23 protein-coding genes and 1 tRNA gene are annotated in these 26529 nt (G+C 66.6%); 6 read left to right on the top strand and 18 right to left on the bottom strand.

Annotation, left to right across the window (positions count from 1 at the left end; all coding sequences use genetic code 11):
• Positions 1-90 precede the first annotated feature (90 nt).
• The 4 genes from FAZ98_RS00220 to gatC all read right to left on the bottom strand — a co-directional run bounded on the left by FAZ98_RS00220 (position 91) and on the right by gatC (position 4547).
• Complete coding sequence (locus FAZ98_RS00220; RefSeq protein WP_158947639.1) at positions 91-963, bottom strand: PPK2 family polyphosphate kinase; 873 nt, start codon at positions 961-963, stop codon at positions 91-93.
• 90 nt (positions 964-1053) lie between these two features.
• Positions 1054-2529, bottom strand: coding sequence for an Asp-tRNA(Asn)/Glu-tRNA(Gln) amidotransferase subunit GatB (gatB, locus tag FAZ98_RS00215; protein ID WP_158947637.1), 1476 nt, complete (start codon positions 2527-2529; stop codon positions 1054-1056).
• 3 nt (positions 2530-2532) lie between these two features.
• The gene (gene gatA, locus FAZ98_RS00210) at positions 2533-4023 is read right to left on the bottom strand and encodes an Asp-tRNA(Asn)/Glu-tRNA(Gln) amidotransferase subunit GatA (protein WP_158947635.1); all 1491 of its coding nucleotides are present in this window, start codon (positions 4021-4023) and stop codon (positions 2533-2535) included.
• Positions 4024-4247: 224 nt separating this feature from the next.
• Positions 4248-4547 carry an Asp-tRNA(Asn)/Glu-tRNA(Gln) amidotransferase subunit GatC gene (gatC, locus tag FAZ98_RS00205; RefSeq protein ID WP_028203206.1) on the bottom strand — a complete coding sequence of 100 codons (300 nt, stop codon included), beginning with the start codon at positions 4545-4547 and terminating at the stop codon, positions 4248-4250.
• A gap of 469 nt (positions 4548-5016) precedes the next feature.
• On the opposite strand from gatC, the gene FAZ98_RS00200 reads away from it, so the two are divergent.
• The 5 genes from FAZ98_RS00200 to rodA all read left to right on the top strand — a co-directional run bounded on the left by FAZ98_RS00200 (position 5017) and on the right by rodA (position 11653).
• The gene (locus FAZ98_RS00200) at positions 5017-6060 is read left to right on the top strand and encodes a rod shape-determining protein (protein ID WP_004189550.1); all 1044 of its coding nucleotides are present in this window, start codon (positions 5017-5019) and stop codon (positions 6058-6060) included.
• A 177-nt stretch (positions 6061-6237) separates the two neighbouring features.
• Positions 6238-7347, top strand: a complete 1110-nt coding sequence (mreC, locus tag FAZ98_RS00195; protein WP_158947633.1) for a rod shape-determining protein MreC — start codon at positions 6238-6240, stop codon at positions 7345-7347.
• Positions 7347-7859: a rod shape-determining protein MreD gene (gene mreD / locus FAZ98_RS00190; protein ID WP_158947631.1), complete on the top strand. Its 513-nt coding sequence runs from the start codon at positions 7347-7349 to the stop codon at positions 7857-7859. The genes mreC and mreD overlap by 1 nt, the downstream gene beginning before the upstream one ends.
• Positions 7860-7962: 103 nt before the next feature.
• Entirely contained in the window at positions 7963-10476 is a 2514-nt protein-coding gene (gene mrdA, locus FAZ98_RS00185) for a penicillin-binding protein 2 (protein WP_233272625.1), read from the top strand.
• 10 nt (positions 10477-10486) lie between these two features.
• Positions 10487-11653, top strand: a complete 1167-nt coding sequence (gene rodA / locus FAZ98_RS00180) for a rod shape-determining protein RodA (protein ID WP_158947629.1) — start codon at positions 10487-10489, stop codon at positions 11651-11653.
• Positions 11654-11736: 83 nt separating this feature from the next.
• Here the strand turns inward: rodA and FAZ98_RS00175 are convergent, their stop codons facing one another.
• From FAZ98_RS00175 to rsmB, 10 genes are all read right to left on the bottom strand, one after another.
• Positions 11737-12513 (bottom strand): tetratricopeptide repeat protein, encoded by a 777-nt coding sequence (locus FAZ98_RS00175; RefSeq protein ID WP_158947627.1) that lies wholly within the window; start codon positions 12511-12513, stop codon positions 11737-11739.
• Positions 12510-13292: an HpcH/HpaI aldolase family protein gene (locus tag FAZ98_RS00170; RefSeq protein ID WP_158947625.1), complete on the bottom strand. Its 783-nt coding sequence runs from the start codon at positions 13290-13292 to the stop codon at positions 12510-12512. The genes FAZ98_RS00175 and FAZ98_RS00170 overlap by 4 nt, the downstream gene beginning before the upstream one ends.
• A gap of 328 nt (positions 13293-13620) precedes the next feature.
• The gene (gene queD / locus FAZ98_RS00165) at positions 13621-14064 is read right to left on the bottom strand and encodes a 6-carboxytetrahydropterin synthase QueD (RefSeq protein ID WP_158951803.1); all 444 of its coding nucleotides are present in this window, start codon (positions 14062-14064) and stop codon (positions 13621-13623) included.
• 21 nt (positions 14065-14085) lie between these two features.
• Complete coding sequence (gene queE / locus FAZ98_RS00160) at positions 14086-14718, bottom strand: 7-carboxy-7-deazaguanine synthase (protein ID WP_158947623.1); 633 nt, start codon at positions 14716-14718, stop codon at positions 14086-14088.
• A gap of 257 nt (positions 14719-14975) precedes the next feature.
• Positions 14976-15707, bottom strand: coding sequence for a 7-cyano-7-deazaguanine synthase QueC (gene queC, locus FAZ98_RS00155; RefSeq protein WP_158947621.1), 732 nt, complete (start codon positions 15705-15707; stop codon positions 14976-14978).
• Positions 15708-15980: 273 nt separating this feature from the next.
• Positions 15981-16056, bottom strand: a tRNA-Phe gene (locus FAZ98_RS00150).
• Between the two features lie 85 nt (positions 16057-16141).
• Entirely contained in the window at positions 16142-16831 is a 690-nt protein-coding gene (gene esaR / locus FAZ98_RS00145; protein WP_158947619.1) for a response regulator transcription factor EsaR, read from the bottom strand.
• A complete protein-coding gene (locus tag FAZ98_RS00140; protein ID WP_158947617.1) occupies positions 16832-19279 on the bottom strand; it encodes a sensor histidine kinase in 2448 nt (815 codons plus the stop codon).
• Positions 19269-19862 carry a DUF4390 domain-containing protein gene (locus FAZ98_RS00135; protein ID WP_158947615.1) on the bottom strand — a complete coding sequence of 198 codons (594 nt, stop codon included), beginning with the start codon at positions 19860-19862 and terminating at the stop codon, positions 19269-19271. Before FAZ98_RS00135 ends, FAZ98_RS00140 begins: the two co-directional genes overlap by 11 nt.
• Positions 19859-21331, bottom strand: coding sequence for a 16S rRNA (cytosine(967)-C(5))-methyltransferase RsmB (gene rsmB, locus FAZ98_RS00130; protein ID WP_158947613.1), 1473 nt, complete (start codon positions 21329-21331; stop codon positions 19859-19861). The genes FAZ98_RS00135 and rsmB overlap by 4 nt, the downstream gene beginning before the upstream one ends.
• Before the next feature lie 219 nt (positions 21332-21550).
• On the opposite strand from rsmB, the gene FAZ98_RS00125 reads away from it, so the two are divergent.
• Positions 21551-22726, top strand: coding sequence for a hypothetical protein (locus FAZ98_RS00125; RefSeq protein ID WP_158947611.1), 1176 nt, complete (start codon positions 21551-21553; stop codon positions 22724-22726).
• A gap of 104 nt (positions 22727-22830) precedes the next feature.
• Here FAZ98_RS00125 and htpX read toward each other — a convergent pair whose 3' ends face one another.
• The 4 genes from htpX to def all read right to left on the bottom strand — a co-directional run bounded on the left by htpX (position 22831) and on the right by def (position 26327).
• Entirely contained in the window at positions 22831-23685 is an 855-nt protein-coding gene (gene htpX, locus FAZ98_RS00120) for a zinc metalloprotease HtpX (protein WP_158947609.1), read from the bottom strand.
• 191 nt (positions 23686-23876) lie between these two features.
• Positions 23877-24524, bottom strand: coding sequence for a LysE family translocator (locus FAZ98_RS00115; RefSeq protein ID WP_158947607.1), 648 nt, complete (start codon positions 24522-24524; stop codon positions 23877-23879).
• 129 nt (positions 24525-24653) lie between these two features.
• Positions 24654-25661: a methionyl-tRNA formyltransferase gene (fmt, locus tag FAZ98_RS00110; protein WP_158947605.1), complete on the bottom strand. Its 1008-nt coding sequence runs from the start codon at positions 25659-25661 to the stop codon at positions 24654-24656.
• A gap of 162 nt (positions 25662-25823) precedes the next feature.
• The gene (gene def, locus FAZ98_RS00105) at positions 25824-26327 is read right to left on the bottom strand and encodes a peptide deformylase (protein ID WP_158947603.1); all 504 of its coding nucleotides are present in this window, start codon (positions 26325-26327) and stop codon (positions 25824-25826) included.
• Between the last annotated feature and the right edge of the window lie 202 nt (positions 26328-26529).

Below are 26529 nucleotides of genomic sequence, written 5' to 3'. Positions count from 1 at the left end.
GGTTGCCTCGGCGGGCGAGGCGGGTGCGTCCGGTTTGCGCTCGAATCGAGCGGGATTCCAGCGCGATTCGAGCGTGAGTTCGGGCGGCGCTCAGTCGACCTTCACGCCCTTCAGTTCGGGCTTGCCCGGCGGATATTCGAGCTTGAGGCCTTCCATGAGGCGCAGCAGCAGCTCGGCCACCATCACGTTGCGATGCGTCTTGGAGTCGGCGGGCACCACGTACCACGGCGCGCATTCGGTGGAGGTGGCCGCGAGCAGATCGCGGTACGCGGCCTGGTACGCGTCCCAGTGCTGGCGCGCCTCGAGGTCGGAGAGATCGAACTTCCAGTGCTTCGTTTCGTCGTCGATGCGTGCCTGCAGGCGGCGCTTCTGCTCGTCCTTCGAGATGTGCAGCATGCACTTCACGATGGTCGTGCCGTTCTCCGCGAGCATGGCTTCGAACTCGCGAATCTGGCGATAGCGGCGCTCGCATTCGGCCTGATCGATCTGCTCCATCACGCGCGGCACCAGTACGTCTTCGTAATGGCTGCGATTGAAGATCGCAAGTTCGCCGGCGGCCGGCGTCTGCGCGTGCACGCGCCAGAGAAAGTCGTGCGCCGCCTCGATGGCCGTGGGCGCGCGAAACGGCACGATGCGCAGCCCGAGCGGATCCACTTCGTGGAACACGCCGCGGATCGTGCCGTCCTTGCCGCTCGTGTCCATGCCTTGCAGCACCAGCAGCACACGCTGATGACGCTGCGCGTGCAGGCGTTCCTGCTGCACGTCGAGCCGGTTGCCGATGTCGGAAAGACGGTCGCGGTCGCTGTCCTTGCTGCCCGTCGAGAACGGCTTCGCGCCCGGATCGAGCGCGTCGAGCGCGAACTTCTGCGCTTTCTTGTCGCCGAAAAACGGCACGCGGTAGTCGTCGAGCAGCGCGTTCACGCGCGCGTCGAGTTTCGCGTCGGAGTTCGGGGTTTTCGGCATGCTGTTCACCTCGTTCTGAAACGACGAGGCGGCGTCACACGTCACGCGCAACGCCGCCTTCGTCGACTGCCAACCGCTTGTCTTGCCCGCTCAGCCGAGCTTCTTCTTGAGCAACTCGTTGACCTGCTGCGGGTTCGCCTTGCCCTTGGTGGCCTTCATCGCCTGGCCGATCAGCGCGTTGAACGCCTTTTCCTTGCCCGCGCGGAACTCCTCGACCGACTTCGCGTTCGCGGCGAGCACTTCGTCGATGATCGCTTCGAGCGCGCCGGTGTCCGAAATCTGCTTGAGCCCCTTCGCCTCGACAATGCGGTCGACCGCGCCTTCGTCGGTGGCCTTCTCGTCCCACATCGCCTGGAAGATTTCCTTGGCGATCTTGTTCGAGATGGTGCCGTCGGCAATGCGCGCGAGCAGCAGCGCGAACTGCGCGGCCGAGACCGGCGAAGCGGCGATCTCCAGCCCTTCGCGGTTCAATTGCGACGAGACTTCGCCCATCAGCCAGTTCGCGGCGGCCTTGGCCTGCGCCGCACCCGCCTTCGCCACGACCGCTTCGAAGTACGCGGCCATCGCCTTGCTCGAGGTGAGCACGTTCGCGTCGTACGCCGTCACGCCGTATTGCTCGACGAAACGCGACTGCATCGTGGCCGGCAATTCGGGCATCTCGCCCTTCACGCGCTCGACCCACGCCGCGTCGATCACGAGCGGCATCAGGTCGGGGTCGGGGAAGTAACGGTAATCGTGCGCGTCTTCCTTGCTGCGCATCGAGCGCGTTTCGCGCTTGTCCGGGTCGTAAAGGCGCGTTTCCTGCACCACCGTGCCGCCGTCTTCGATCAGCTCGATCTGACGGCGCACTTCGTACTGGATGGCTTCTTCGAGGAAGCGGAACGAGTTCAGGTTCTTGATCTCGGCGCGCGTGCCGAATTCCTTCTGGCCGACCGGGCGCACGGAGACGTTCGCGTCGCAGCGGAACGAGCCTTCCTGCATGTTGCCGTCACAGATGCCGAGCCACACCACGAGCGTGTGCAGCGACTTCGCGTAGGCGACCGCTTCCGCGGCGCTGCGCATTTCAGGTTCCGTAACGATTTCGAGCAGCGGCGTGCCGGCGCGATTCAGGTCGATACCGGTCATGCCCGCGAAGTCTTCGTGCAGCGACTTGCCCGCGTCTTCTTCCAGATGCGCGCGCGTGAGGTTGACGGTCTTTTCGTACGCTTCCTTGCCCGCCTTTTCGTTGGCCGGCACCTGGATCGTGATCTGACCGCCCTGCACGACCGGAATCTCGTACTGGCTGATCTGATAGCCCTTCGGCAGGTCGGGGTAGAAGTAGTTCTTGCGCGCGAAGATGCTGCGCGGCGCGATGGTCGAACCGATGGCGAGACCGAAGCGGATCGCGCGCTCCACGGCGCCGCGGTTCATCACCGGCAGCACGCCCGGCAGCGCGAGATCCACGGGGCAGGCCTGCGAGTTGGGCGCCGCGCCGAATTGCGTGGACGCGCCCGAAAAGATCTTGGAGACGGTCGACAACTGCGCGTGCGTCTCGAGACCGATAACGACTTCCCACTGTGTGCTCATGCTTTACACCCCTGCCGGCGCCTGGCGATGCCACTCGGTCGCGCGCTGGAACGCGTCGGCGACTTGCAGCATGCGGGCCTCGTTGAAATAGTTGCCGACGATCTGCAGACCGACGGGTCGCTGCGCGTTCGCGCCCGCGCCGAAGCCGCACGGCACGCTCATGCCGGGCAGGCCCGCGAGGCTCGTGGAGAGCGTGTAGATGTCCGCGAGGTACATCTGGAGCGGATCGTCGCCCTTCGCGCCGATATCCCACGCCACGCTCGGGGCCACCGGTCCCATGATGACGTCGCACTGCCTGAACGCTTCCTGGAAGTCGTTCGCGATGATGCGGCGGATCTTCTGCGCCTGCAGGTAGTACGCGTCGTAGTAGCCGTGCGAGAGCACGTAGGCGCCCACCAGAATGCGGCGCTTCACTTCGGGGCCGAAGCCTTCCGCGCGCGACTTCTTGTACATGTCGAGCAGATCGCCGTATTGCGCCGCGCGATGGCCGAAACGCACGCCGTCGAAACGCGAGAGGTTCGACGAGGCTTCCGCCGGCGCGATCACGTAGTACACGGGAATCGACAGTTCGGTCTTGGGCAGCGTGACTTCCACCAACGTGGCGCCGAGCGACTCGTAGGTCTTCAGGGCGGCGTCGATGGCGGCACGCACGTCGTCGGCGAGACCCGCGCCGAAGTATTCCTTCGGCAGGCCGATGCGCAGGCCCGCGAGCGGCTTGCCCGCGGCGGCGTCCGGCGTCCAGTTCTGGCCGAGAAAGCGCGTGTAGTCTTCGTCGTCGCGTTGCAGGCTGGTCGAATCGCGTTCGTCGAAACCGGCCATGGCGTTGAGCAGCAGCGCGCAGTCGGCGGCGTTCCGCGCCATCGGGCCGCCCTGGTCCAGCGACGAGGCGAACGCGATCATGCCGTAGCGCGAGACGCGGCCGTAGGTGGGCTTGATGCCCGTGATGCCCGAGAACGACGCCGGCTGGCGAATCGAGCCGCCCGTATCCGTGCCGGTCGCGGCGGGCGCGAGGCGCGCGGCGACCACGGCGGCCGAGCCGCCCGAGGAGCCGCCGGGCACGGCCTTCGTGTCCCACGGGTTCTTCACGGCGCCGAAGAACGAGTTTTCGTTCGACGAACCCATGGCGAATTCGTCCATGTTGGTCTTGCCGAGGCAGACCATGCCCGCGCGCTCGAGGCGCTCGACCACGGTGGCGTCGAACGGGCTCACATAGTTTGCAAGCATGTTCGAGCCGGCCGTGGAGCGCCAGCCGCGCGTGACGAACACGTCCTTGTGCGCGAGCGGCAGACCCGCGAGCGGGCCGGCGTGGCCCGAGTGCAGCAGCGCGTCGGCGGACTTCGCCTGCGCGAGCGTCAGTTCCGGATTGACGTCGACGAAGGCGTTCAGGTCCTTGTGCGCCTCGATCCGGCTCAGATAGTGCTGGGCCAGCTCGACTGCGGAGTATTCCTTCGCAGCCAGCGCGGCGCGCAGTTCGGTCAAGCTTTTGTCATGCATTGCGTGATTCCTGGAAGAGCGTCACGGTGTAACCGGCGATATCCGGCGGCTCCTGCGCGGCGCGGCCGCGGTCTTTGCGGCGCACGCCCGGTTTGCGGGGCGCGCGTTTCGAAACGTTCTTAAAACGCCCGCGAAACCGCGCGAAAACTTCGGAGTCCGTGCCGTTTTTCGAATCGTTCCGACGACTCGAAGGATTTCGAAAAAAGCTAAAAAATGCTCAGCGTTTACTCAATCACGCGCGGCACGAGGTAAAGTCCGTCCTGTACCGCGGGCGCCGGACGTTGCAGCGCCTCGCGGTCGACGATTTCGGTCACGGCGTCTTCGCGCAGACGCAGCGCAACATCCTCGATCTGCTCGATCGGGTGCGCGAGCGGCGCGATGCCGGTCGTGTCCACGGCCTGCATCTGCTCGACGAGGCCAAAGAAGTCGTTCAGGCGTTCGAGCGTGTTGCCGGCTTCGGCGTCGGCCAGTTCGAGGCGCGCGAGATGCGCGATTCGCTTCACATCGTTCAGGGTCAGGGCCATGCGGTCACCGGAAAAAATGGCTGCGGCAGTGCGGGAAATCCAGTGCTGCAACAGCGGTTTATCGCGCCTGATCCGGCTGTGGACGAAAGCTTCGACGAGGTCAAAAACTGCCGGCCGGATCCTGCAAAACAGGCAAAATTATAAGGTATCATTACGCGTTCGACCCAAACCCGGACCGCCTTGCGCCCGCCTTTCAGTTCCGTACGTAGAACGATACGGCCAGAAAGGACTCAAAGCAGCACGCAAAGGGCAGCGCGGGGCAGCGCAACCAGGCTGCCTTCCGGTAACCATCCCCGCAGTCTCAGGCCCCTTCGTTTGACCGACGGCGCGCCCCATGCGGCGCCCCTTGCGTGTTTCCGGGGTGCTTTCGCGGCGGCGCGCTGCGCCCGCCCTGAGGCTGTTATTTTTTCCGCTGCCGCCCTTGTCCAGGCATCTGGAAGGACGGCCACAAGCGAGACAGGATTTTTGAATGTTCGGTTTTCTGCGTAGCTACTTCTCCAACGATCTGGCGATCGACCTCGGCACCGCCAACACCCTGATCTACATGCGCGGCAAGGGCATCGTCCTCGACGAACCCTCGGTCGTGTCCATCCGCCAGGAAGGCGGCCCCAACGGCAAGAAGACGATTCAGGCCGTCGGCAAGGAAGCCAAGCAAATGCTCGGCAAGGTGCCGGGCAATATCGAAGCCATCCGCCCGATGAAAGACGGCGTGATCGCCGACTTCACCGTGACCGAACAGATGATCAAGCAGTTCATCAAGACGGCTCACGAATCGCGCATGTTCTCGCCGTCGCCGCGCATCATCATTTGCGTGCCTTGCGGTTCGACCCAGGTCGAGCGCCGCGCGATCAAGGAAGCGGCACACGGCGCGGGCGCCTCGCAGGTCTACCTGATCGAGGAACCCATGGCCGCCGCCATTGGCGCGGGCCTGCCGGTTTCGGAAGCCACGGGCTCGATGGTCGTCGACATCGGCGGCGGCACGACCGAAGTGGGCGTGATCTCGCTCGGCGGCATCGTGTACAAGGGTTCGGTGCGCGTGGGCGGCGACAAGTTCGACGAAGCCATCGTCAACTACATCCGCCGCAACTACGGCATGCTGATCGGCGAACAAACGGCCGAAGCCATCAAGAAGGAAATCGGCTCGGCGTTCCCGGGTTCGGAAGTCAAGGAAATGGAAGTGAAGGGCCGCAATCTGTCGGAAGGCATTCCGCGCAGCTTCACCATCTCCAGCAACGAAATTCTCGAAGCGCTCACCGACCCGCTGAACCAGATCGTTTCCTCGGTGAAGATCGCGCTCGAACAAACGCCGCCGGAACTGGGCGCCGACATCGCCGAGCGCGGCATGATGCTCACGGGCGGCGGCGCGCTGCTGCGCGACCTCGACCGTCTGCTCGCGGAAGAAACCGGCCTGCCGGTGCTGGTGGCGGAAGACCCGCTCACCTGCGTGGTGCGCGGCTCGGGCATGGCGCTCGAGCGCATGGACAAGCTGGGCAGCATCTTCTCGTACGAGTAAGCGCCTCGCCTTCGCTGCGGGCGCACCGTGGCGCGCTGAGTCCGGCGCGCCGCCGCAGGCCCGGCGGTTCCGCCGCCGCCGCGCCGCCCGCAACGAAGTGCTGCGCCGGGGCGTCCTTCGGGGCGCCGCTGCATCATCTCCTGTTTCACCGAACCGTACACGCCCCCGGCGCCGACCATGGAATACAGTCCGCCGCCCCTGTTCAAGCAAGGCCCTTCGGCACTCGCACGGCTGATCTTCTTCGTCGTGCTGTCGATCGCGCTTCTGGTCTCCGACGCCCGTTTCAAGACGCTCGAGATCGTGCGCGGCGTGCTCGGCGCGGGGCTCTATCCGCTGCAACGCGCGGCCCTCGTGCCGCGCGACCTCTTTATGGGCGCCGCCGATCTGGCCGTGACGAGTTCCACGCTGCGCGCGGAAAACACGCAGCTTCAGACGCGCAATCTCCAGCTTTCGCAGCAGGCCAACCAGGCCGTGTCGCTCGCCGCCGAGAACGCGCACCTGCGCGCGCTGCTGCAACTGTCGCAGCATATCGGCACGCCCACCACGCCCGCCGAGATCCAGTACGACACGCGCGACCCGTTCACGCAGAAGGTCGTGATCGGCGGCGGCTCGCAGCAAGGCGTGCAGAACGGCTCGCCCGTGGTCACCGAAGACGGCGTGATCGGCCAGGTCACGCGCGTGTTCCCCATGCAGTCCGAAGTCTCGCTCGTCACCGATAAAGATCAGGCCGTGCCGGTGGAAGTCGTCCGCACGGGCCTGCGCAGCGTGATCTACGGCACCGCCAAGGGCGACCTGCTCGACCTGCGTTTCGTACCGATCAGCGCCGACCTGCAGACGGGCGACGAACTCGTCACGAGCGGGCTCGACGGCGTGTATCCGCAAGGTCTGCCGGTCGCGAAGGTGCTGCGCGTGGACAAGCAGGCCGACACGGCATTCGCGCGCGTGGTCTGCCAGCCGCTCGCCGCCGTGCGCGGCGCGCGCGACGTGCTGGTGCTGCATTTCGTGCCGCAGGTCCCGCCGAACCCGATCGTGGCCGAGGAAGCCGCCGCGGCCGCCGAGGCGAAGGACAAGAAAAAGGGCGCCAAGAGCGCCGCGAAGAACGACAAAGCCGCCGACAAGAAAGCCGAAGACGCGAAGAAGGCCGCCGCGCCGGCAGGCGCTTCCGCCGCGCAGGCCGCGCCCGCGCCGGCCGCGGCGAAACCGGCCGAAGGCAAGGCCGGAGCAAAGCCGGAAGCGAAGACCGAAGCCAAACCGGCCGCCAAGCCCGCCGCGCAAGGGGGCCGTTGATGCCGCGTCCGCAATACATTCTTCAGCCGGTCAATCCGTACTTCATCGGTTTCAGTCTCGCGGCCGCGTTCCTGCTGAACCTGCTGCCGTGGGGCAAGCTGGCCAGCGTGCCCGACTTCGTCGCGCTCGTGCTGCTGTTCTGGAACATCCACCAGCCGCGCAAGGTGGGCATGGGCGTGGCGTTCCTGCTCGGGCTGCTGATGGACGTGCACAACGCGAACCTGCTCGGCGAGCACGCGCTCGCCTACACGCTGCTTTCGTACGGCGCGATCACGATTCATCGCCGCGTGCTGTGGATGTCGCTCGGCCTGCAGATGTTCGCCGTCATGCCGTTGCTCGTGGGCGCGCAGCTCGTGCCCTTCGTGATCCGCCTGCTGATGGGCGCATCGTTTCCTGGCTGGGGTTATCTCATCAGCGGCTTCGTCGAAGCCGTGCTCTGGCCGATCGCGAGCGTGCTGCTGCTGTTGCCGCAGCGCCGTCCCGTCGATCCCGACGACACGCGGCCGATCTGAGCGGCGCGCGCCGCTTGCCGCGGGAAGACTGGCTTGACTACTTCTTACGCACTCCGCCCCGGCGTTCCGCACACACGGAAACGCGGGGTCCGGGCCTGACAGCATGACCGAATTCAAGGACACCCAGCAGCAGCTCTCGAAATTCCGCCTGCGCGTCGCGGCGGCGGGGCTGTTCGTGTTCGTCTGCTTCGGGCTGATCGGTTTCCGCTTCCTCTATCTGCAGGTCTGGAACCACAGCAAGTACTCGTTGCAGGCGGACGAAAACCGCATCTCCGTCGCGCCGATCGTGCCGAACCGCGGCATCATCACCGACCGCAACGGCGTCGTGCTCGCGAAGAACTACTCCGCGTACACGCTCGAAATCACGCCCTCGAAGCTCACCGACACGCTGGACAACACGATCGACCAATTGTCGACCGTGATCCCCATCGACCAGCGCGACCGGCGCCGCTTCAAGAAGCTGCTCGAAGACTCCAAGAACTTCGAGAGCCTGCCGATCCGCACGCGCCTGACCGACGACGAAGTCGCGCGCTTCACCGCGCAACGCTTCCGCTTCCCCGGCGTGGAAGTGCGCGCGCGCCTGTTCCGCCAATACCCGCTCGGCCCGACGGCCGCGCATGTGATCGGCTATATCGGCCGGATTTCGCAGCGCGATCAGGACCGCATCGACGATCTCTCCGATAAAAACGACAGCGATCCCGAGCACTACGATCCGCGTCTCGACGCGAACAACTACAACGGCACCGACTACATCGGCAAGATCGGCGTCGAGCAGAGCTACGAAACCGAACTGCACGGCCTGACGGGCTTCGAGGAAGTGGAAGTGACGGCGGGCGGCCGCCCGGTGCGCACGCTCTCGCGCACCCAGGCCACGCCGGGCAACAATCTCGTGCTCTCGCTCGACATCGGCTTGCAGCAGGTGGCCGAGCAGGCGTTCGCGGGCAAGCGCGGCGCGCTCGTTGCGATCGAGCCGTCCACGGGCGACATTCTCGCGTTCGTCTCGGCGCCGAGCTTCGACCCGAATTCGTTCGTCGACGGCATCGACCAGCAAACGTGGGACGAGCTGAACAACTCGCCCGATCACCCGCTGCTCAACCGGCCGCTGCACGGCACCTATCCGCCGGGCTCGACCTACAAGCCGTTCATGGCGCTCGCCGCGCTCACTCTGCACAAGCGCACGCCGGGCTGGGGCTTCTCCGACCCCGGCTACTACATGTTCGGCGGCCACCGCTTCAATAACGACGTGCGTTCGGGCCAGGGCTGGGTCGACATGAACCGCGCGATCATGGTGTCGAACGACACGTACTTCTTCATGCTCGCGCACGATCTGGGCGTGGACAACATCGCGAACTTCATGAAGCCGCTGGGCTTCGGGCAGCTAACCGGCATCGACATCGCGGGCGAGGCGCGCGGCATCCTGCCTTCGACCGAATGGAAGCGCAAGGCGTACCGCCGCCCCGAGCAGCAGCGGTGGTACGAGGGCGAAACGATCAGTCTCGGCATCGGCCAGGGCTACAACTCGTTCACGATCCTGCAGCTCGCGCACGCCACGGCCACGCTCGCCGACAACGGCATTCTGATGAAGCCGCACCTCGTGAAGGAAATCGAGAATCCGATCACGAAGGCGCAGCATCTGACCGTGCCGAGCGAAAGCGGCCGCCTCGACGTCAAGCAATCCGACATCGACGTGGTGAAGCGCGGCATGGAAAACGTGACGATGAATCCGTCCGGTACCGCGTACCAGGTGTTCAAGAACGCGCCGTACACCTCGGCGGGCAAGACCGGCACGGCGCAGGTGTTCTCGCTGCAAGGCAACAAGTATCAGGCGCACGCGCTCGCCGAGCGGCTGCGCGACCACGCGCTCTTCATCGCGTTCGCGCCGGCTGAAAAGCCGCAGATCGCGGTGGCGCTGATCGTCGAAAACGGCGGCTGGGGCGCGCAGTCCGCGGGTCCGATCGCGCGGCGCGTGCTCGATTACTGGATGGTGGACCGCCTCAAGCCGGGCGTGGAGCAGGCGGCCGTGGCCGCCGCGGCTTCGGCCACCGAAGATGCGTCCGCACCGCAGATCGGCACGGCGCCGGGCGCGGCTTCGGCGGGGGTACCCGCTTCGGCACCGGCTTCGGCGGCACCGGCATCTGCGGCTTCGGGTGCGGCGGCGGCGAGCGCGGCTGCGGGCGCCTCGGCCGGTAGCGCGGTCGCGCCCGCCGCGGCGCCCACGCCCGTGAAGGTCGCGGCCGGTTTCACGCCGCTGCCCGTGCCCGTGACGGCGCCGCCGCCCGCGCCCGCTTCGGCCGCATCGGACGCCGCCGCGTCCAACGCCGCGGCTGAAAACGCCGCATCGAGCGCCAACGCGCCGCGCGCGGCTTCATCGGCGAAAAACGGCAAAGCCGCGAACACGAAATCGCGCGTCAACGCAGCCGCTCAGGTTAGCCCGGACGCGCCCGACACCACCGACGCCGTGGACGGCGGCACCGCGAACAACGCGGCGCGCCCCGAAGCCGCCTCGCTGCCGCGCCATTTCGGCCCCGGCCCGCATCGTCAGCGCCGCCCCGCCAACGCGGCGGCGGCGACGCTCGCGCCGCCGCCCAAGCCCGCCACGGGCGGCATCGACGAGTAGGAGAGTCTCCATGCCCTTTCTCCAGTTCGACAAGATCGACAAGCGCGCTGTGCTCGACACGCTGCGCAAGATGTTCCTCGGCTTCGACCGCCCGCTCGCGCTCACGGTGTTCCTGCTGCTGTGCGTGGGTATCGTCACGCTCTACAGCGCGAGCCTCGACGTGCCCGGCCGCGTGGAAGACCAGCTGCGCAACATCCTGCTCACCTTCGTGCTGATGTGGGGTCTCGCCAACGTGCCGCCCAACACGCTCATGCGCTTCGCCGTGCCGATGTACACCTTCGGCATCGCGCTGTTGATCGCCGTGGCGGCGTTCGGCCTCACGCGCAAGGGCGCAAAGCGCTGGATCAACGTGGGCGTGGTCATCCAGCCCTCGGAAATCCTCAAGATCGCCACGCCGCTGATGCTCGCGTGGTATTACCAGCGCCGCGAAGGCGTGATGCGCTGGTACGACTTTCTGGTGGGCTTCGTGATCCTGCTGGTGCCCGTCGCGTTGATCGCCAAGCAGCCGGACCTGGGCACGGCCGTGCTCGTGTTCGCCTCGGGCGTGTTCGTGATTTATTTCGCGGGCCTCTCGTTCAAGCTGATCGTGCCGGTGCTGATCGCGGGCGTGATCGCCGTGGCGTCGATCGCGGCGTTCCAGGACAAGATCTGCCAGCCGCAAGTGAACTGGCCGCTCATGCACGACTACCAGAAGCACCGCATCTGCACGCTGCTCGATCCCACCTCCGACCCGCTCGGCAAGGGCTTCCACACCATTCAGGCCGTGATCGCGATCGGCTCGGGCGGCCCGCTCGGCAAGGGCTGGCTCAAGGGCACGCAGTCGCATCTGGAATTCATCCCCGAAAAGCACACCGACTTCATCTTCGCGGTGTTCTCGGAGGAATTCGGCATGGCGGGCGGCGTCGTGCTGCTCACGCTCTACATGTGCCTGATCGCGCGCGGGCTCTATATCGCGGCGAACGGCGCGACGCTATTCGGGCGATTATTGGCCGGCTCGCTCACCATGGCGTTCTTCACCTACGCGTTCGTCAACATCGGCATGGTGAGCGGCATCCTGCCCGTGGTGGGCGTGCCGCTACCGTTCATGAGCTACGGCGGCACGGCGCTCACCACGCTCGGCATCGCCATCGGCCTCATCATGAGCGTCGGGCGGCAGAAGCGTCTGATGCAGAGCTGAGCCACGCTGCCTCGTTGCATGCCGATAAAAAAACGCGCCGGGATCTCCGGCGCGTTTTTGCTTGAGCGGCATGTCGAACCCGCTTACTGCGGCTGCGCGGGCGCCGCTTTCTTGAGCTGCGCGCTCAGTTGCTGGAACTTGAGCCGCGCCGCCGGATCGCCCTGCGCCGCGGCCGCCGCGTAGTACGCGCGCGCCACGTTGATGTTTTTCTCCACGCCGTCGCCGCCGCGCTCGTAGAACGAGCCCGCCACGTACTGCGCGGTCATGTCGCCGCCTTCGGCCGCTTTCTTGTACCAGTAGAACGCCTGCTTGTTGTCGCGCGAGGTGCCGCGCCCGTCGAGAAACTGGTTCGCGAGCGCGAGCTGCGCCTGCGTGTGGCCCTGCTTCGCGGCCTTCAAAAACCACTGATGCGCTTCGGCCGGATTGCGTTCGACGAACTCGCCGTCGTCGTACATCTTGCCGTACACATATTGCGCGTGCGACATGTTGGCCTCGGCGGCCTTGCGCAGCCATTTGCGGCCCTCGCCCACGTCGGTGGCGCCGCCTTCGCCGTTCACCAGCATCATCGCGTAGTTGAATTCGGCGAGCCGGTTGCCGCGCTGCGCCGCCGCCTGGAACTCGGCGCGCGCCGCGTTCAGATTGCCCGCGTTGTAATCGGCGACGGCGTTGGCCGTCTGCGGATCCGTGGGCGCGACGGGCACGCCGTTTTTGGTTTCCCCCGCCGATTGCGTCGCTTGCGTCGATTGTGCCGCTTGCGCCGCTTGTGCCGCCTCCGCCGTGACCGCGCTCAGCGCGAGCGCCGCCGCCGTCACGCCGCCCAACGCCATCGCCCGTAATACCTTTGCTTTCGAACCGCTCATGACCGCGCCTCCTGCAGCGCTTGACGCGTCGCGCGCACGAGCCACATGACGTCGGCGGCGAGCGCGATGAAGTTGAAACCCATTTCCCGATACTGCCTGGCGCCGGCCGCGTCCATCGCGAAGATACCGGTCGCCACGCCCGCCGCGCGCGCGGCCGCGACCACACGCTGGATCGCCGCCTGCACGTCGGGATGCTTCGAGTCGCCGAGATGGCCGAGACTCGCGGAAAGATCGCCGGGACCGACGAACAGGCAATCCACGCCGGGCACGGCCGCGATCTGCTCGACCTGCTCGACGGCCTGCGCCGTTTCGATCTGCAAAATCGTGGCGATCTGCGCATTGGCATTGCGCAGATAGTCGCGCCGCATGCCGTAGGCGGCCGCGCGCACCGCGCCCGCGACACCGCGCTCGCCGTCGGGGGTGCCCACGTCCGGATAACGCGTGAGGCGCACGGCGCGCGCCGCGTCTTCGGCCGAATCGATGCTCGGGAACATCACCGTGCGCGCGCCCGCGTCGAGCACGTGCTTGACGAGCCACGTCTCGTTGCTCGCCACGCGCACGACGGGCTCCGTCGGCAGATGCGCGGCCGCGATCGCGCGCAGTTGCGCGACGATGTCGGCGCTGTCGTTGGGCGTGTGTTCCATGTCGATGAGCAGCCAGTCGAAGCCGGCGTGCGCGAGCGCCTCGGCGGCGGTCTCGCTACCCATCGAAAGCCAGAGGCCGAACAGCGGCTCCGCTTCCTTGAGGCGTTCCTTGAGGGGATTGGTGAAGGTGCTCATCGCCGTGCTCCCGGCGAGCCAGCACGTTGCGCGCGGCACGCGCGGGCGGTTACGCCCGGCGACGCGGCATCCGGCATGTCTCGCTCCGTTGAGTGTTGTCGGCCGCGCGCGAGGGTGCGGCGGGCCTTGCCGGAGCGATCATACCGCGACAAAAGTTTGCGAGCCGGACGCGGAAAACCCGGCTTGCGCGGCGCGAGCGCGATGCGCTTGTGCGTCATTCGCGCATCACGGACGCGTCTTGCTTGTGTGTTGCTCGCGTCGTGCTCGCGTGTTGCGCGCGTGCTGCTATCCGCGCGCGGCGGAAAAGCCGCGCGCTCGCTCGCACACGTCAGTCACGCACGACTTCGGCCCAGCAGTTCGGCGTTTCGTAGAGCCGCACCTTGTGCAGGCGCAGATTCACGCCGTAATGCGCGTCGTAGACCTCGGCCAGAATGTTGAACGCGATCGCCGCGAGATTCTCCACGGTCGGAATGCGATCGATCACCACCGTCTTGTGGCCCGGCAGCGTTTCGAGAAAACCGCGCACCTGCGTGTCGCCTTCGAAGACGAGAAACGCGTGATCCCACAGGTCGACGAGATACTGGTTCGCGAGCGACTTCACATCGGCGAAATCCATCACCATGCCGCGGTCCGGCGCGCCTTCGGTCTCGACGAGATCGCCTTGCAGCGTGATCTCGAGCACGTAGCGATGACCGTGCAGATTACGGCACTGGCTGCGGTGATCGGGAATGCGGTGGCCCGCGTCGAATTCGAGTTTTCGGGTGATGGTCAGCACGGCGGCGTCTTCGTGGAATCAGGGAATGTTCAGGTACTTGTGCGTCTGCATCGAGAGGCGCCATTGCGGATGACGCTTGCACCAGTCGATAGCCAGCTTCGTGTTCAGGTCGCGCGAGGGACCGTCCATGGGCTGCACGAGAAAATACTCGAAATCGAGCAACGCGTACTCGGCGAGACGCTGGTTCTCCTGCGGCACGACCACTTTCAGCTCGTTGCCCTTCGTGACGACGAGCGGCGCGTCGGCCTTCGGGCTCACGCAGATCCAGTCGATGGTCTCGAGCACCGGCAGCGAACCGTTGGTTTCGATCGCGATCTCGAAGCCGGCCGCGTGCAGCGCGTCCACGAACGGCTGATCGATCTGCAGCATGGGCTCGCCGCCCGTGCACACCACGAAGCGGTGGCGCTCGCCTTCGGGCCACAGCGAGGCGATCTTCGCGACGAGTTCCTCGGGCGTGCGGAATTTGCCGCCGTTTTCGCCGTCGGTGCCCACGAAGTCCGTGTCGCAGAAGCGGCACACGGCTTCCGCGCGATCTTCCTCGCGGCCCGACCAGAGGTTGCAACCGGCGAACCGGCAGAACACGGCCGGGCGCCCGGCGTTCGCGCCTTCGCCCTGCAACGTGTAGAAAATTTCCTTTACCGCGTAAGTCATGCTGCTGCCTGAATGTGGGTCGAACGCGCGCGGGTTCGCGTGCGTTCGTATCGGGCGCGATTTCGCTGAGAGTTTCGGCGAGGTTATCGTCGATTCGAAGCCAGAACCCGCTGCGCCGAAACCGATACACCCAGCCGATTGTAAGCCGGCCTGTCGCGCCGCCCGTGCGCGCCCGCCGCTGTTACCGCATCATGTGCCGCTCTTTTACCGCTGTTTTGCCGCGCTTTTACCGCTTGCTGCCGCCTGTTGGCGGACGCTCAAACCGGCGCTTCCGTGACGTTCTCGCCCGCGAGATAGGCCTCGTAGCCGCGCTTGCGCAGCTTGCACGCCGGACACTCGCCGCAGCCGAAGCCCCATGCGTGCAGTTCGGCGCGCTCGCCCACGTAGCAGGTGTGCGTTTCCACGCGCACCATGTCGACGAGCGCCTCGCCGCCGAGTTGCTCCGCGAGCCGCCACGTGTCGGCCTTGTCGAGCCACATGAGCGGCGTTTCGAGCAGAAAGCGCGTGTCCATGCCGAGATTCAGCGCGACCTGCAACGCCTTCATGGTGTCGTCGCGGCAATCGGGATAGCCCGAGAAGTCGGTCTCGCACATGCCGCCCACGAGCACCTTGAGCCCGCGGCGGTACGCAATGGCCGCCGCGATCTGCATGAACATGAGGTTGCGGCCCGGCACGAAGGTGTTCGGCAAGCCGCTCGCGGCCGTTTCGATCTCGATCTCGCGCGTCATGGCGGTGTCGCTGATCGAGCCGAGCACCGAGAGGTCGATCATATGGTCTTCGCCGAGACGCTTCGCCCATTCGGGGAACGTGCGCGCAATGGCGGCGCGAAAGCCGTCGCGGCATTCCAGCTCGACGCGATGACGCTGGCCGTAATCGAAGCCGAGCGTCTCGACGGTCTCGTAGCGGTCGAGCGCCCATGCGAGGCACGTGGCCGAGTCCTGGCCGCCGGAAAACAGCACGAGCGCGCCCTTGGCTTCAGTTCGAGTCACCGTGAAACTCCGTGAGTGAGGTTTCCGCGCCCACGTCTCGCCTTGAAGCTTGATGACGCGCGGACCGGCGTCCCGCCGGCTCAGGCAGTATAGGCCGCAGCCCCAGCGCGGACAGCGCCGTCACGCTTATGCCGCGGATACCGCCAGGCTCGCGTGGCGACCGGTTCGCGGCCCGAAAACGTACGGCAATGCACGTCGGCCGGACACGCAAACGACCCCGCAAGACAACGAAAAAGCCCCAGGAATCGAACGATCTCCTGGGGCTGCACATTCTGGTGGCCTGGGTCGGAATCGAACCAACGACACGCGGATTTTCAATCCGCTGCTCTACCAACTGAGCTACCGGGCCAACGAAGAGAGAAGAGTATAGCGGGCCAAACCGCTGCCCGCAAGACCTTTCGCAAAAATCTTCCGCGCGCGGGTCGCGCGGAGGCTCATTCGCCCTTGCTCTTGCCGAGATCGACGCCGAGCTGCTTGAGCTTGCGATACAGGTGGGTACGCTCCAGCCCCGTTTTCTCGGCCACGCGCGTCATGCTGCCGTTCTCGCGCGCGAGGTGATACTCGAAGTACGCGCGCTCGAACGCGTCGCGCGCGTCGCGCAACGGAATGTCGAACGAGATGGACGCGGTTTGCGAAGCCACCACGCCCGCCGGCACGCCGTCGTTGCCGAGCACGGGCAGCGCCGCCGCCGAGGCCACCGCCGCCACGCCGCCCGCCACCGGCTTGTTCGCCGCCGAGGCCGGCGTGACCGGCGCCGCGGTGCCGCGCGCGAGGCCCTGCTCGACTGCCTTGAGCAGCTTTTGCAGCGCGATCGGTTTTTCGAGGAAGTTGAGCGCGCCGATCTTCGTGGCCTCGACGGCCGTGTCGATGGTCGCGTGCCCCGACATCATGATGACCGGCATCGTGAGCTGACCCTGCGCCGCCCACTCCTTGAGCAGCGTCACGCCATCGGTGTCCGGCATCCAGATATCGAGCAGTACGAGGTCGGGCACGTGGCGCTGCCGGAATTCGCGCGCCTGCTGCGCATCTTCCGCGAGTTCCACGACATGTCCTTCGTCGCTGAGGATCTCCGAGAGCAATTCCCGGATGCCCATTTCATCGTCTACCACCAGGATGGTTGCCATTTACGCTGCCCTTGTCTGCACTGTTGCTTTTGATCCCCGCTCCGACGCCGCACGCGGCTTGTCGCCCGGCGAGCCCGAACCGGACGAGCCGGACGGGGTACCGTCCGGCGAACTGTCCGCCAGCTGGAGAAAGAGAATCGAGATCTGCGCGCCTTCTATCACATCGCCCGCCTTCAGTCGATTGCGGATGTCGATGCGCGCGCCATGCTCGTCGACGATCTTCTTGACCATCGCGAGCCCGAGCCCTGTTCCTTTGGCTTTGGTCGTGACGTAGGGTTCAAACGCGCGCGTGAGAATGCGCGCCGGGAAGCCCGGTCCGTTGTCCGATACCGTGAGACGCACCGCCTTGCGCGTGCGGCCCTGCGCGTCGGGGTCCCCATATTCTACGGCGCGCGTCTCGAGCGTTACACGAGGCGCCGCCGTGTCGGCCACCGCATCCTGCGCATTTTGCAGGAGGTTGTGGATCACCTGACGCAATTGCGTGGCGTCGCCCTTGATCACCGGCAGTTGCGAAAGCTCGACCTTGATCGCGCTCTTGCCTTCCTCCGCGCCATAGAGCGTGAGCACTTCGCTCACGAGTTCGTTCAATTGCAGATTCGCGAGCACCGCCGGCGGCGTGCGCGCGTAGTCGCGGAAGTTGTCGACCATCTGCTTCATCGCCGCGACCTGATTGACGATGGTCGTCGCGCCGCGCTTGAGCACTTCGGCGTCGGTGGGCGCGAGCTTGTCCGAGAGCTTCATCTGCAAACGCTCGGCGGACAGCTGAATGGGCGTGAGCGGATTCTTGATCTCGTGCGCGAGGCGGCGCGCGACTTCGCCCCACGCCACCGAACGCTGCGCCGAGATCACGTCGGAGATGTCGTCGAACACGACCACGTAGCCCGAGGTCTGCATGTCGCCCGCGTCGCGGCCCGTGTCGGACACGAGGCGCGCGCCGCGCACGAGCAACGTGAGCGGATCGGTTTCGCCGGGCACCGGCACCGAAAACTGCTGCTGCCAGTGGCCGCGATCGAGCTCGCTGTCGCTGTCGCCGTCGCGCCGCGACGCTTCCTGGTCGGCGAACGCCTTGCGCACCATCGCGCCGAACTCCGACAACGCGCCAATGTGATCGAGCGCCACGCCCAGTTGCGTCTGGAACGGCTGACGGAAGATGCGCTCGGCGCCGGGGTTCGCCGTGGTCAGACGGAACTGCCGGTCGAACACGAACACGCCCGCCGTGAGATTCGCGAGAATGCTTTCCAGATACGACTTCGAATGCTCCAGCGCGATGCGGTTCTTCTCCACCGCCTGGCGCGCCTCCGAGAGCTGGCGCGTCATGGCGTTGAACGACTGCGTGAGGAAGCCCAGTTCGTCGCGCGACTTGATTTCGCGTTTGGGCGTGTAGTCGCCCTCGGTCACTTCCTTGGTGCCCTGCGCGAGCAGGAACAGCGGCCGCGCGAGCTGGTTGCCGAGCGCGAGCGCGAGCATCATCGCCACGAAGGTCGCGAGGAACAGCGCGAGCGTGAGCGTGCCGATATACATCTTGCGCAAACCCGTGCGCCCGAGCGCCTTTTCCTGATACTCGCGATACGCGCGCTGCACGGCGTCGGCGTTGCGCGCGAGCGCGGCGGGCACGGGCTGCTCCAGTTGCAGGAAGCGCTCGGCGGGTTGCAGATCCGTTGTGTTCGCATCGGGAATGCGCGTGACCACGCGCAGGCGCAGCGCGCCCTTCGCGCCGAGCTGATGCGGGTCGCCGTCCACCTCGCCTTCGATCGCCGCATAGCCGCGCCCGCGCGCCTGGTCGATCATGAGCGGCGTGGGCAGGTCGGCCGGCATCAGCGAAGAGAAGTTGCTCGACGCCTGCGCGACCACGTGCATGTCCGGCGCCGCGCCCGACATGCTGCGCACCGGTTCGACGATGGTCGCGTCCTGCACGCCGAACTGGTCGCGCGCGCGCAGCAGCGTGAGCGTCGTGCCCGCCGAATCGCCGTTCGCGATCTGCTCGGCCATCAGGCGGCCCTTGGTCTGCAGGTCGGAGAGCGACGCGTCGAGCATGCCGCGCCCGAGATTGAGGCCCGCCGTGAGCGCCGTTTCCACGTTCACGTCGAACCACGATTCGATCGAGCGCGACACGAACTGATACGAGACGATGTAGATGATGCCGCCCGGCACCACGCCCACGAGCGCGAAGAAGAACGCGAGCTTGGCCAGCAATCGCGTGCCGAATTTGCCGCGCCTCAGGCGCACGACGATCACGATCACGAGCGCCGTGACCACCGACATGAAGATCAGCGCGACGACGATATTGGCCGCGTAGAGCCAGCCGTAATAGCGGTCGAAGAACTCGGTGTTCGCGCTCGCGGCCGCGAGCAGCACGAGCAGCAGCGTTGCGGTGCACGCAACGGTGGACACGAGCAGCTTGACGACGACGCTGCTGAAGCTGGTGGCGCGGCGCACTTTATTTAGCACGTTCGGTCACCGTGAAGTTGAATCGCTTCCAGTCGGAAGCGAGGTTCCAGTCGCGGTTGTTCACCGCGTCGATCTGGAACGGCTTGGGCATCAGCGCGACGTCGAGCTGCATGCGCACCGAAGCCGTATAGGTCTCGCCCGGGTGCACGTCGTTGCGCTCGATCACGTGCCACGACGTGACGTGCTTGATGACGGCGAGCGCTTCCGCCAGCGAGGGAAAGCCGAGTTGCAGCCCGCCGCTCGACACGCGGTATTCGCGCGTGAGCGGCTGGAACGACAGGCGAATGCTTTGCGACACGCTCACCGGCTGCTCGTCGAACCAGTACCAGCGCGGGCGCGTGAGTTCGAAGTCGGTGGTGAAGTAGAGCGGAATGCCCTTGTTGACCGCGTCTTCCAGACTGCTGTTGAGGTCGAAGTCGAAGCGCGCGTCGAGATTCCAGCCCGAGCCGTCGGCTTGCAGCGACGCGCGCTGCACCGAGATCGTGTCGGCGCGCGCGGGCGCGACGGCCGTGAAGCCGACGACGGCCAGCACCAGCCAGATCAGCGCCGCGAGCCGCAGCGGGAAGAAGCGTTTGAAGGTCACCGTTTCTGAAAGCGCGCGTAGAAGAATCCGTCGTGGTCTGCGGTGCGATCCGGAACTGCGGCCGGCGCATCGGCATGCTGCCGCGCCTCGCTGGCCGTGGGCAGCAGTTGCCCCGGCGCGTCCAATCGTACCGCATCCGCGTGGGTGCTTTCAAACCAGCGCGCCTGCGCCTCGCCTTCCTCGGGGAAGATCGAGCAGGTCACGTAGAGCAGTTCGCCGCCCGGTTTGAGCAACGGCCACAGCGCCTCGACAATACGGCGCTGCTCCTTCGCGAGCGCGGCGATGTCGCTTTCGCGGCGCAGCCAGCGGATGTCGGGATGACGTCGCACGATGCCGGAAGCCGAGCACGGCACGTCGGCGAGAATGCGGTCGAAGCCTTCGCCGTCGTGCCACGCGGCGGGCTCGCCCGCGTCGCCCACGACAATGCGCGCGCGCCGCTGCGGATGCGCGGGATCGTCTTGCGCAAAGCCGAGACGCGCGAAGTTTTCGCCGATGCGCGCGGCGCGCGTGGCGTCGCTTTCGAGCGCGATCAGGTCGATGTCGGCGAGTTCGAGCAGATGGCCGCTCTTGCCGCCGGGCGCCGCGCACGCGTCGAGCACGCGCATGCCGTCGCGCACGCCCAGCAGTTGCGCGGCGACCTGCGCGCCCGCGTCCTGCACCGAGACGTCGCCCGCCATGAAGCCCGGAATGCGGTCGACGGGCAACGGCGCGGCGAGCTTCACGGCCTGTTCGCCGATCTGCGCGGCCGCGATGTTCTCCGCCGCGAGGCGCTGCACGTAGTCGGCGGCGCTCGCGCGGCGCGCGTTCACGCGCAGCGTGAGCGGACCTTGCACGTTGCCGCTCGCGAGAATCGGCTGCCATTGCTGCGGCCACGCGGCGCGCACCGCCTCGAGCCACCAGCGCGGATAGTTCCAGTGCGCGACCTCGTCGGCGTTCGCGGCGGCCAGCGCGGCTTCGCGCTCGCGCAGGAAACCGCGCAGCACGGCGTTGACGAGGCCCTTCGCGAACGCGATCTCACGGCGCGCCGCCACGGCGCGCACGGCCTGATCGACCACGGTGAACGGCGTGTAGGCGGCGTGCGCTTCATCGTCGATCAACAGCGCCAGCGCGCAGGCAAGCAGATTCGCCACGAGCGGCGGCGGCGCCTTGCTCACGCGCTGCCGGATCAGCCAGTCGACGGTGCCGAGCCGCCGCATCGTGCGGTAGGCGATGTCCTGCACCGCGCCGCGCGCCGTCATGGCGAATTCGCCGGGCAGCGCCGCGAACGCGCCCGTGAGCGCGGCGGGCAATGCCGCGCCCGCGCGCACCGCGCCGACGGCATGCGCGGCCTGGTCGAGCGCGAAGCCGAGCGAGTCGGGCGACAGATGCACGGCCTGGCTCGCCGCCGGACGCTCGCGGCGCCCGGACGATGCGGGACGTTTTTTGCCGCCGGACGGCGCGGCGGGACGCCGGGAAGGGCTGGATGTCATGAAAAAACCGGATGCGGGCCGCGGCGCGCCGCGGCGTCAGTAAAACCAGAACGGGCCATTGTAGCGTGGCGTGGGCGCAACGCCGTCGCGCGGGGCGATGGCGCCGTCGTGGCGCGGGGCGGCCGCGCCGCGATCCGCCTCGCCGGCGCGCTATAAAACGTCCGATATCGGCGGGGCGCCCAGCCGATGATGGCTGCACCGTTCGACGCGAGCGCCATCATGAAGCTATTCGGGAAACGAACCGACATTGCGTTTCTGGTCTTCCTCGCGATGTTCTCCGTTTTGCAGCAAGGCCGCGGCAAGCTGCGCGCGCCGTTCTGGGACTATCACGTCTACGTGGACGCGCTCGCCCGGCTGCACGCCGGCGCGAACCCGTACGCCGCGCAAGCACTGCCGTTCGTCTATCCGCCCCTCTTCCTGAACCTGTTCGGGCACGCGCCGTTCGCGTCCGTCTACGCGCTGTTCGCGGCCGCCGCGCTGGGCTGCGCGCTGTGGGGTATCGGCAGATCGCCCGTGTGGCTCGTGGCCGCGCTGGGTTTCCTCACCGGCGGCGCGGGCGTGGGCGGCATCGTCACCGGAAATTTCGCGATCTTCGCGCACGTGCTGCTGGTCGCGCTGTTCTACGCGGCGTCTCGCGACGAAGGCCTCGGCACTGACGCATCGCGCGCGCTGGCGTGGCTGATCGCGCTGCTGATCGTCGTGTTCGCGTCGATCAAGATTTACTTCTTCGCGTATGCGTTCGTGTTCCTGTTCCTGCCGAAAGCCACGCGGTACTTACTGCTCGCGGCGGCGGGCGTCGCGCTCGCCGGTGTCGCACAGGTCGTGTTCGAGCCGCAGCAGTGGGCCGCGTTCGAAGCCATGCTGCGCTTGCAGATGCTGGTTCGCAACGACGCCGGGCTCGTGCTGCCGGGCTTGCTGCAACGGCATCTGCACGCGCTTCCGCCGTTTGTCGACGTGCTGGTCCACGTGACCATCGTGACGGCGTTGTTCGTCTACGCGATCAACCCGCTGCGCGCGCCGCGCGCGATCGCTTTCGGTGATGTGTCGGGAAAGCTGTTCTACCTGCTCGCGTTCGCGATCGTGCTGAATCCGCGCTTGAAGGAATACGATCTTGGGCCGTTTTTCGCGTGCTGCTTCGCCTCGCTGTTCCTCAATCGCCATGGCGACACGCCGCGCGAGCGTGCGTTCTTCTTCGCCGTGCCGGCCGCCTTCATCGCCGCGTGGATCGTGGTCGTGCTCACGCGCTGGTTCTTCGTGCTCGACGGCGCGTGGGTGCTCGGCGTGTATCTCGTGTTCGCGCTGGCCTCGCTTCGTCAGCGCGCGCAGCGTGCGCCCGCCATGCTCGCCGCCGAACCGCGCGGCACGCGCGATGCCGATTTGACGGTCACGCCGTGACGCGCGCGCATTGCTTTTCGTCGCCATGAAAAAACGCCTCCGAAGAGGCGTTTTTCAGATGCCGCACGCGGCCGTCACCATGGATGCCGACGCGAATACCGCCCTCAATACCGGCCGGTCGACGCCATTTCCATGAGACGGCGGATGCGCTCTTCGGTGGCCGGATGCGTGCTGAACAGATTCGCGATGCCGCCGCCCGCGAGCGGATTCATGATCATCATCTGCGCCGTGGCCGGATGCTGCTCGGCCGTGGCGAACGGAATGCCCTGCGCGTAGCGATGGATCTTGTCGAGCGCCGAAGCGAGCGCCTGCGGATCGCCGGAAATCTCCGCGCCGCCGCGGTCGGCCTCGAACTCGCGCGCCCGCGAGATCGCCATCTGGATGAGCGCGCCCGCGATGGGCGCGAGGATCGCCACGGCAATGCTCGCGATGGGGTTCGCCGGACGGCCGTTCTCGTCGCGGCCGCCGAAGAACATCGCGAAATTGGCGATGGCCGAAATCGCGCCGGCCATGGTGGCCGAGATCGTCGAAATGAGGATGTCGCGGTGCTTCACGTGCGCCAGCTCGTGCGCCATCACGCCGCGCATTTCGCGCTCGGACAGCACGCGCAGGATGCCCGTGGTGGCCGCGACCGCCGCGTGCTCGGGATTGCGGCCCGTGGCGAACGCGTTGGGCGCGTCTTCGTTGATGAGATAGACGCGCGGCATGGGAATCTGCGCACGCGTGGCCAGCTCGCGGACCATGCGGTAGAACTGCGGCGCCGTGGTTTCGTCGACTTCCTGCGCGTTGTACATGCGCAGAACCATCTTGTCCGAGAACCAGTACGAGAAGAAGTTCATCGCGAGCGCGAACAGCAGCGCGAGCATCATGCCACGATGCCCGCCGATCACGCCGCCGATCACGATGAACAGGGCCGTAATCGCGGCCATCAACATCGCGGTTTTGACCCAGTTGAACATGCTGTGCTCCTTCACCCAAAGGGGATCGAATCGTGGGACGCCCGCTGGCCGCCGTCCACCGGTCGGCCGCGCGCGGGCGAGCGCATTGTAAGCGATCTGTTAGATATGGGCGGCCACGAAAAATTCAATCGCGTTGGGCCGAAGTGTTCGCTCAGGTGTTCGCTTTTATCGCGTGCACTTTTTGTGTGCACTTAACGCGTGGTGGTGGCGAGCTTCACGCCGAGACCGAAGAACGCCGCGCCGACCGTGCGGTCGATCCACTTCTTCATGCCCGGCTTGCCCGAGAAGCGCTGCGTGACGCTGCCCGCGATCCACGCGACGAAGGTGTTCCAGACGGTGCTCATCAGCACGAACACGGCGCCCAGCAGCAGGAACGCGAGCGCCTTGTGCTCGCTCTCCGCGCCCACGAACTGCGGGAAGAACGACACGAAGAACAGCACGACCTTGGGGTTCAGCACGTTGGTCCAGAAGCCCGAAAGGAACAGCTGACGCAGCGGGCGCGCCGCGCTGGATGCGGCGGCACGGTCCGCGCCTTCGGCAGGCTTCGCGTCCTGCTTCGCGAGGATCAGGCGCACGCCGAGATACATCAGATAGATTGCGCCGACGAACTTGATGACCGTGAACGCCGTGGCCGAAGCCGCCAGCAGCGCCGTGAGGCCGAACGCGCAGGCGAGCGCGTGCACGCAGCAGCCCGCCGAGATGCCGAGCGCGGACACGAGGCCCGCGCCACGGCCCTGCGCGACGCTGCGGCCGACGATATAGGCCGTGTCGGGGCCCGGCGTCAGGTTGAGCAGAAAGACGGCGACGAGGAAGAAACCGAAATGGGTGATACCAAGCATGACAACCTCAGAAACGGCGAAAACCCGAAAAACTCGCGAAACACCGCGAAAACGTCACCGATTTTAACGCGCCGTTCGTGACGCTACACCCTGGCCGAACGGCCGACTGTTGCGGCGATCGCGCCCGGTTTACGCTGCGGGGGTATCGGCGGAATCCGGCAATTGGGGCAGCTCGAAGCGCTGGCCCACCGCGAGCGGCATGCCGGCGAGAAATTCGCGCGCGGGCAGGCGCTTGCCGCCGGGCTTCTGAAGCTGCGTGAGGCGCAGCGCGCCCTCGCCGCACGCAACCACCACACCCGCCGCCGAAACTTCAATCATCTCGCCGGGCGTCGCGCCGGTCTTGCCGTCCACCGGCTCGGCGGCCCAGAGCTTGAGCTGCGCGCCGTCGAGCGTGGCCGCGCCGCCGGGGAACGGATCGAACGCGCGAATCTGGCGCGCGAGTTCGACGGCCGGGCGGCGCCAGTCGAGCGCGGCTTCGTGCTTGCCGATTTTTTCGGCATAGGTCGCGCCAACGGCCGGTTGCGGCGTGCTGGGCAGCGCGCCGTCGCGTTCGAGCGCCACGAGACCTTCCACGACCAGCTTCGCGCCCAGTTGCGCGAGGCGGTCGTGCAACGTGGCCGTGGTGTCGTTGGCGGTAATGGGCGTGCGCACTTCGGAGATCATCGGGCCGGTGTCGAGTCCGGCGTCCATCTGCATCAGCGTGATGCCGGTTTCGGTATCGCCGGCTTCGATCGCGCGATGGATCGGCGCCGCGCCGCGCCAGCGCGGCAGGATCGAACCGTGAATGTTGATGCAGCCGCGCGGCGGAATGTCGAGCACTTCCTGCGGCAGCAGCAGGCCGTAGGCGGCCACGACCATCACGTCGTGCGGCGTCGCGCGCAACAGGTCGAGCGCCGCGGCGGCTTCCTCGGGATATTTGCCGTTACGGCGCAACGAGGGCGGTTGCGCGACCGCGATGCCGTGCTCCTGCGCATAGCGCTTGACCGGGCTCGCTTGCAGCTTCATGCCGCGGCCCGCGGGCCGGTCGGGCTGCGTGAGCACGAGCGGCACGGTAAAGCCGGCCTCGTGAATCGCGGCGAGCGCCGCGGCGGCGAATTCCGGCGTGCCGGCAAAGATGACGCGAAGACTGTGGCTCATGGGCGCTCGGGCAAGACGAAGTGACGATAAAAACGGCGCGGCGCCGCGTGGCGAACTGCAAAGTCCGTCGCGACACCACGGCGACGGGCACATCGGCGAACCCATCGCCAAACCCATCGCCAAACCCATCGCCAGACACGGCGACGGGCACGGCGGCGCGCGTTACATCGCGCGTTCGAGCTTCTTCATCTTGTTCTTGATGCGCGTCTGCTTGAGCGACGAGAGGTATTCGACGAACACGCGGCCCATCAGGTGATCCATCTCGTGCTGGATGCACACGGCGAGCAGCCCTTCGCAGTCGATCTCGAAGGTTTCGCCCTTCTCGTTCAGCGCGCGCACGCGCACTTTTTCGGCACGCTCGACGTTGTCGTAGATGCCGGGCACGGAGAGGCAGCCCTCTTCATGCACTTCCTTCTCGTTGCTCGCCCAGATGATTTCCGGGTTGATGAACGCGAGCAGTTCGTCGTGCGTTTCGGACACGTCGATCACGATCACGCGTTCGTGCACGTCCACCTGGGTGGCGGCGAGGCCCACGCCGGGCGCGGCGTACATCGTCTCGGCCATGTCGGCGACGAGCTTGCGGATACGGTCGTTGACCTTCTCGACGGGCTGCGCGACCTTGTGCAGGCGCTTGTCCGGGTAATGAAGAATGTTCAGTAGAGCCATGGTTCGACGGGGTTCTCGTAGGGCGCGGGGCGCGCGGGTACGCGGTGCTCGGCGGTTCGGGCCGCGCTTCGGCCCGCTCGTTGGTGCGCGTGTTGATGCGCGGATGAGGTCGATCATCCATTCGCCACGCGGGGCGCACGTTGGCCATTCGGCCAGCTAGCGGCTCCGCCGCGGGATTGCGACCATCAAACGGCGCCGATAT

The organism is Paraburkholderia acidisoli, from assembly GCF_009789675.1.
GTDB classification, from domain to species: domain Bacteria; phylum Pseudomonadota; class Gammaproteobacteria; order Burkholderiales; family Burkholderiaceae; genus Paraburkholderia; species Paraburkholderia acidisoli.
Note: the sequence above shows the minus strand (reverse complement) of the source record. Positions and strands in the feature narration are given on the sequence as shown.

Excerpts from the sequence above, each read along its gene's own strand:
- FAZ98_RS00220 (WP_158947639.1), bottom strand. The coding sequence starts at position 963 with ATGCCGAAAACCCCGAACTCCGACGCGAAACTCGACGCGCGCGTGAAC.
- gatB (WP_158947637.1), bottom strand. The coding sequence starts at position 2,529 with ATGAGCACACAGTGGGAAGTCGTTATCGGTCTCGAGACGCACGCGCAG.
- gatA (WP_158947635.1), bottom strand. The coding sequence starts at position 4,023 with ATGCATGACAAAAGCTTGACCGAACTGCGCGCCGCGCTGGCTGCGAAG.
- gatC (WP_028203206.1), bottom strand. The coding sequence starts at position 4,547 with ATGGCCCTGACCCTGAACGATGTGAAGCGAATCGCGCATCTCGCGCGC.
- FAZ98_RS00200 (WP_004189550.1), top strand. The coding sequence starts at position 5,017 with ATGTTCGGTTTTCTGCGTAGCTACTTCTCCAACGATCTGGCGATCGAC.
- mreC (WP_158947633.1), top strand. The coding sequence starts at position 6,238 with ATGGAATACAGTCCGCCGCCCCTGTTCAAGCAAGGCCCTTCGGCACTC.
- mreD (WP_158947631.1), top strand. The coding sequence starts at position 7,347 with ATGCCGCGTCCGCAATACATTCTTCAGCCGGTCAATCCGTACTTCATC.
- mrdA (WP_233272625.1), top strand. The coding sequence starts at position 7,963 with ATGACCGAATTCAAGGACACCCAGCAGCAGCTCTCGAAATTCCGCCTG.
- rodA (WP_158947629.1), top strand. The coding sequence starts at position 10,487 with ATGCCCTTTCTCCAGTTCGACAAGATCGACAAGCGCGCTGTGCTCGAC.
- FAZ98_RS00175 (WP_158947627.1), bottom strand. The coding sequence starts at position 12,513 with ATGAGCGGTTCGAAAGCAAAGGTATTACGGGCGATGGCGTTGGGCGGC.
- FAZ98_RS00170 (WP_158947625.1), bottom strand. The coding sequence starts at position 13,292 with ATGAGCACCTTCACCAATCCCCTCAAGGAACGCCTCAAGGAAGCGGAG.
- queE (WP_158947623.1), bottom strand. The coding sequence starts at position 14,718 with ATGACTTACGCGGTAAAGGAAATTTTCTACACGTTGCAGGGCGAAGGC.
- esaR (WP_158947619.1), bottom strand. The coding sequence starts at position 16,831 with ATGGCAACCATCCTGGTGGTAGACGATGAAATGGGCATCCGGGAATTG.
- rsmB (WP_158947613.1), bottom strand. The coding sequence starts at position 21,331 with ATGACATCCAGCCCTTCCCGGCGTCCCGCCGCGCCGTCCGGCGGCAAA.
- FAZ98_RS00125 (WP_158947611.1), top strand. The coding sequence starts at position 21,551 with ATGAAGCTATTCGGGAAACGAACCGACATTGCGTTTCTGGTCTTCCTC.
- htpX (WP_158947609.1), bottom strand. The coding sequence starts at position 23,685 with ATGTTCAACTGGGTCAAAACCGCGATGTTGATGGCCGCGATTACGGCC.
- FAZ98_RS00115 (WP_158947607.1), bottom strand. The coding sequence starts at position 24,524 with ATGCTTGGTATCACCCATTTCGGTTTCTTCCTCGTCGCCGTCTTTCTG.
- fmt (WP_158947605.1), bottom strand. The coding sequence starts at position 25,661 with ATGAGCCACAGTCTTCGCGTCATCTTTGCCGGCACGCCGGAATTCGCC.
- def (WP_158947603.1), bottom strand. The coding sequence starts at position 26,327 with ATGGCTCTACTGAACATTCTTCATTACCCGGACAAGCGCCTGCACAAG.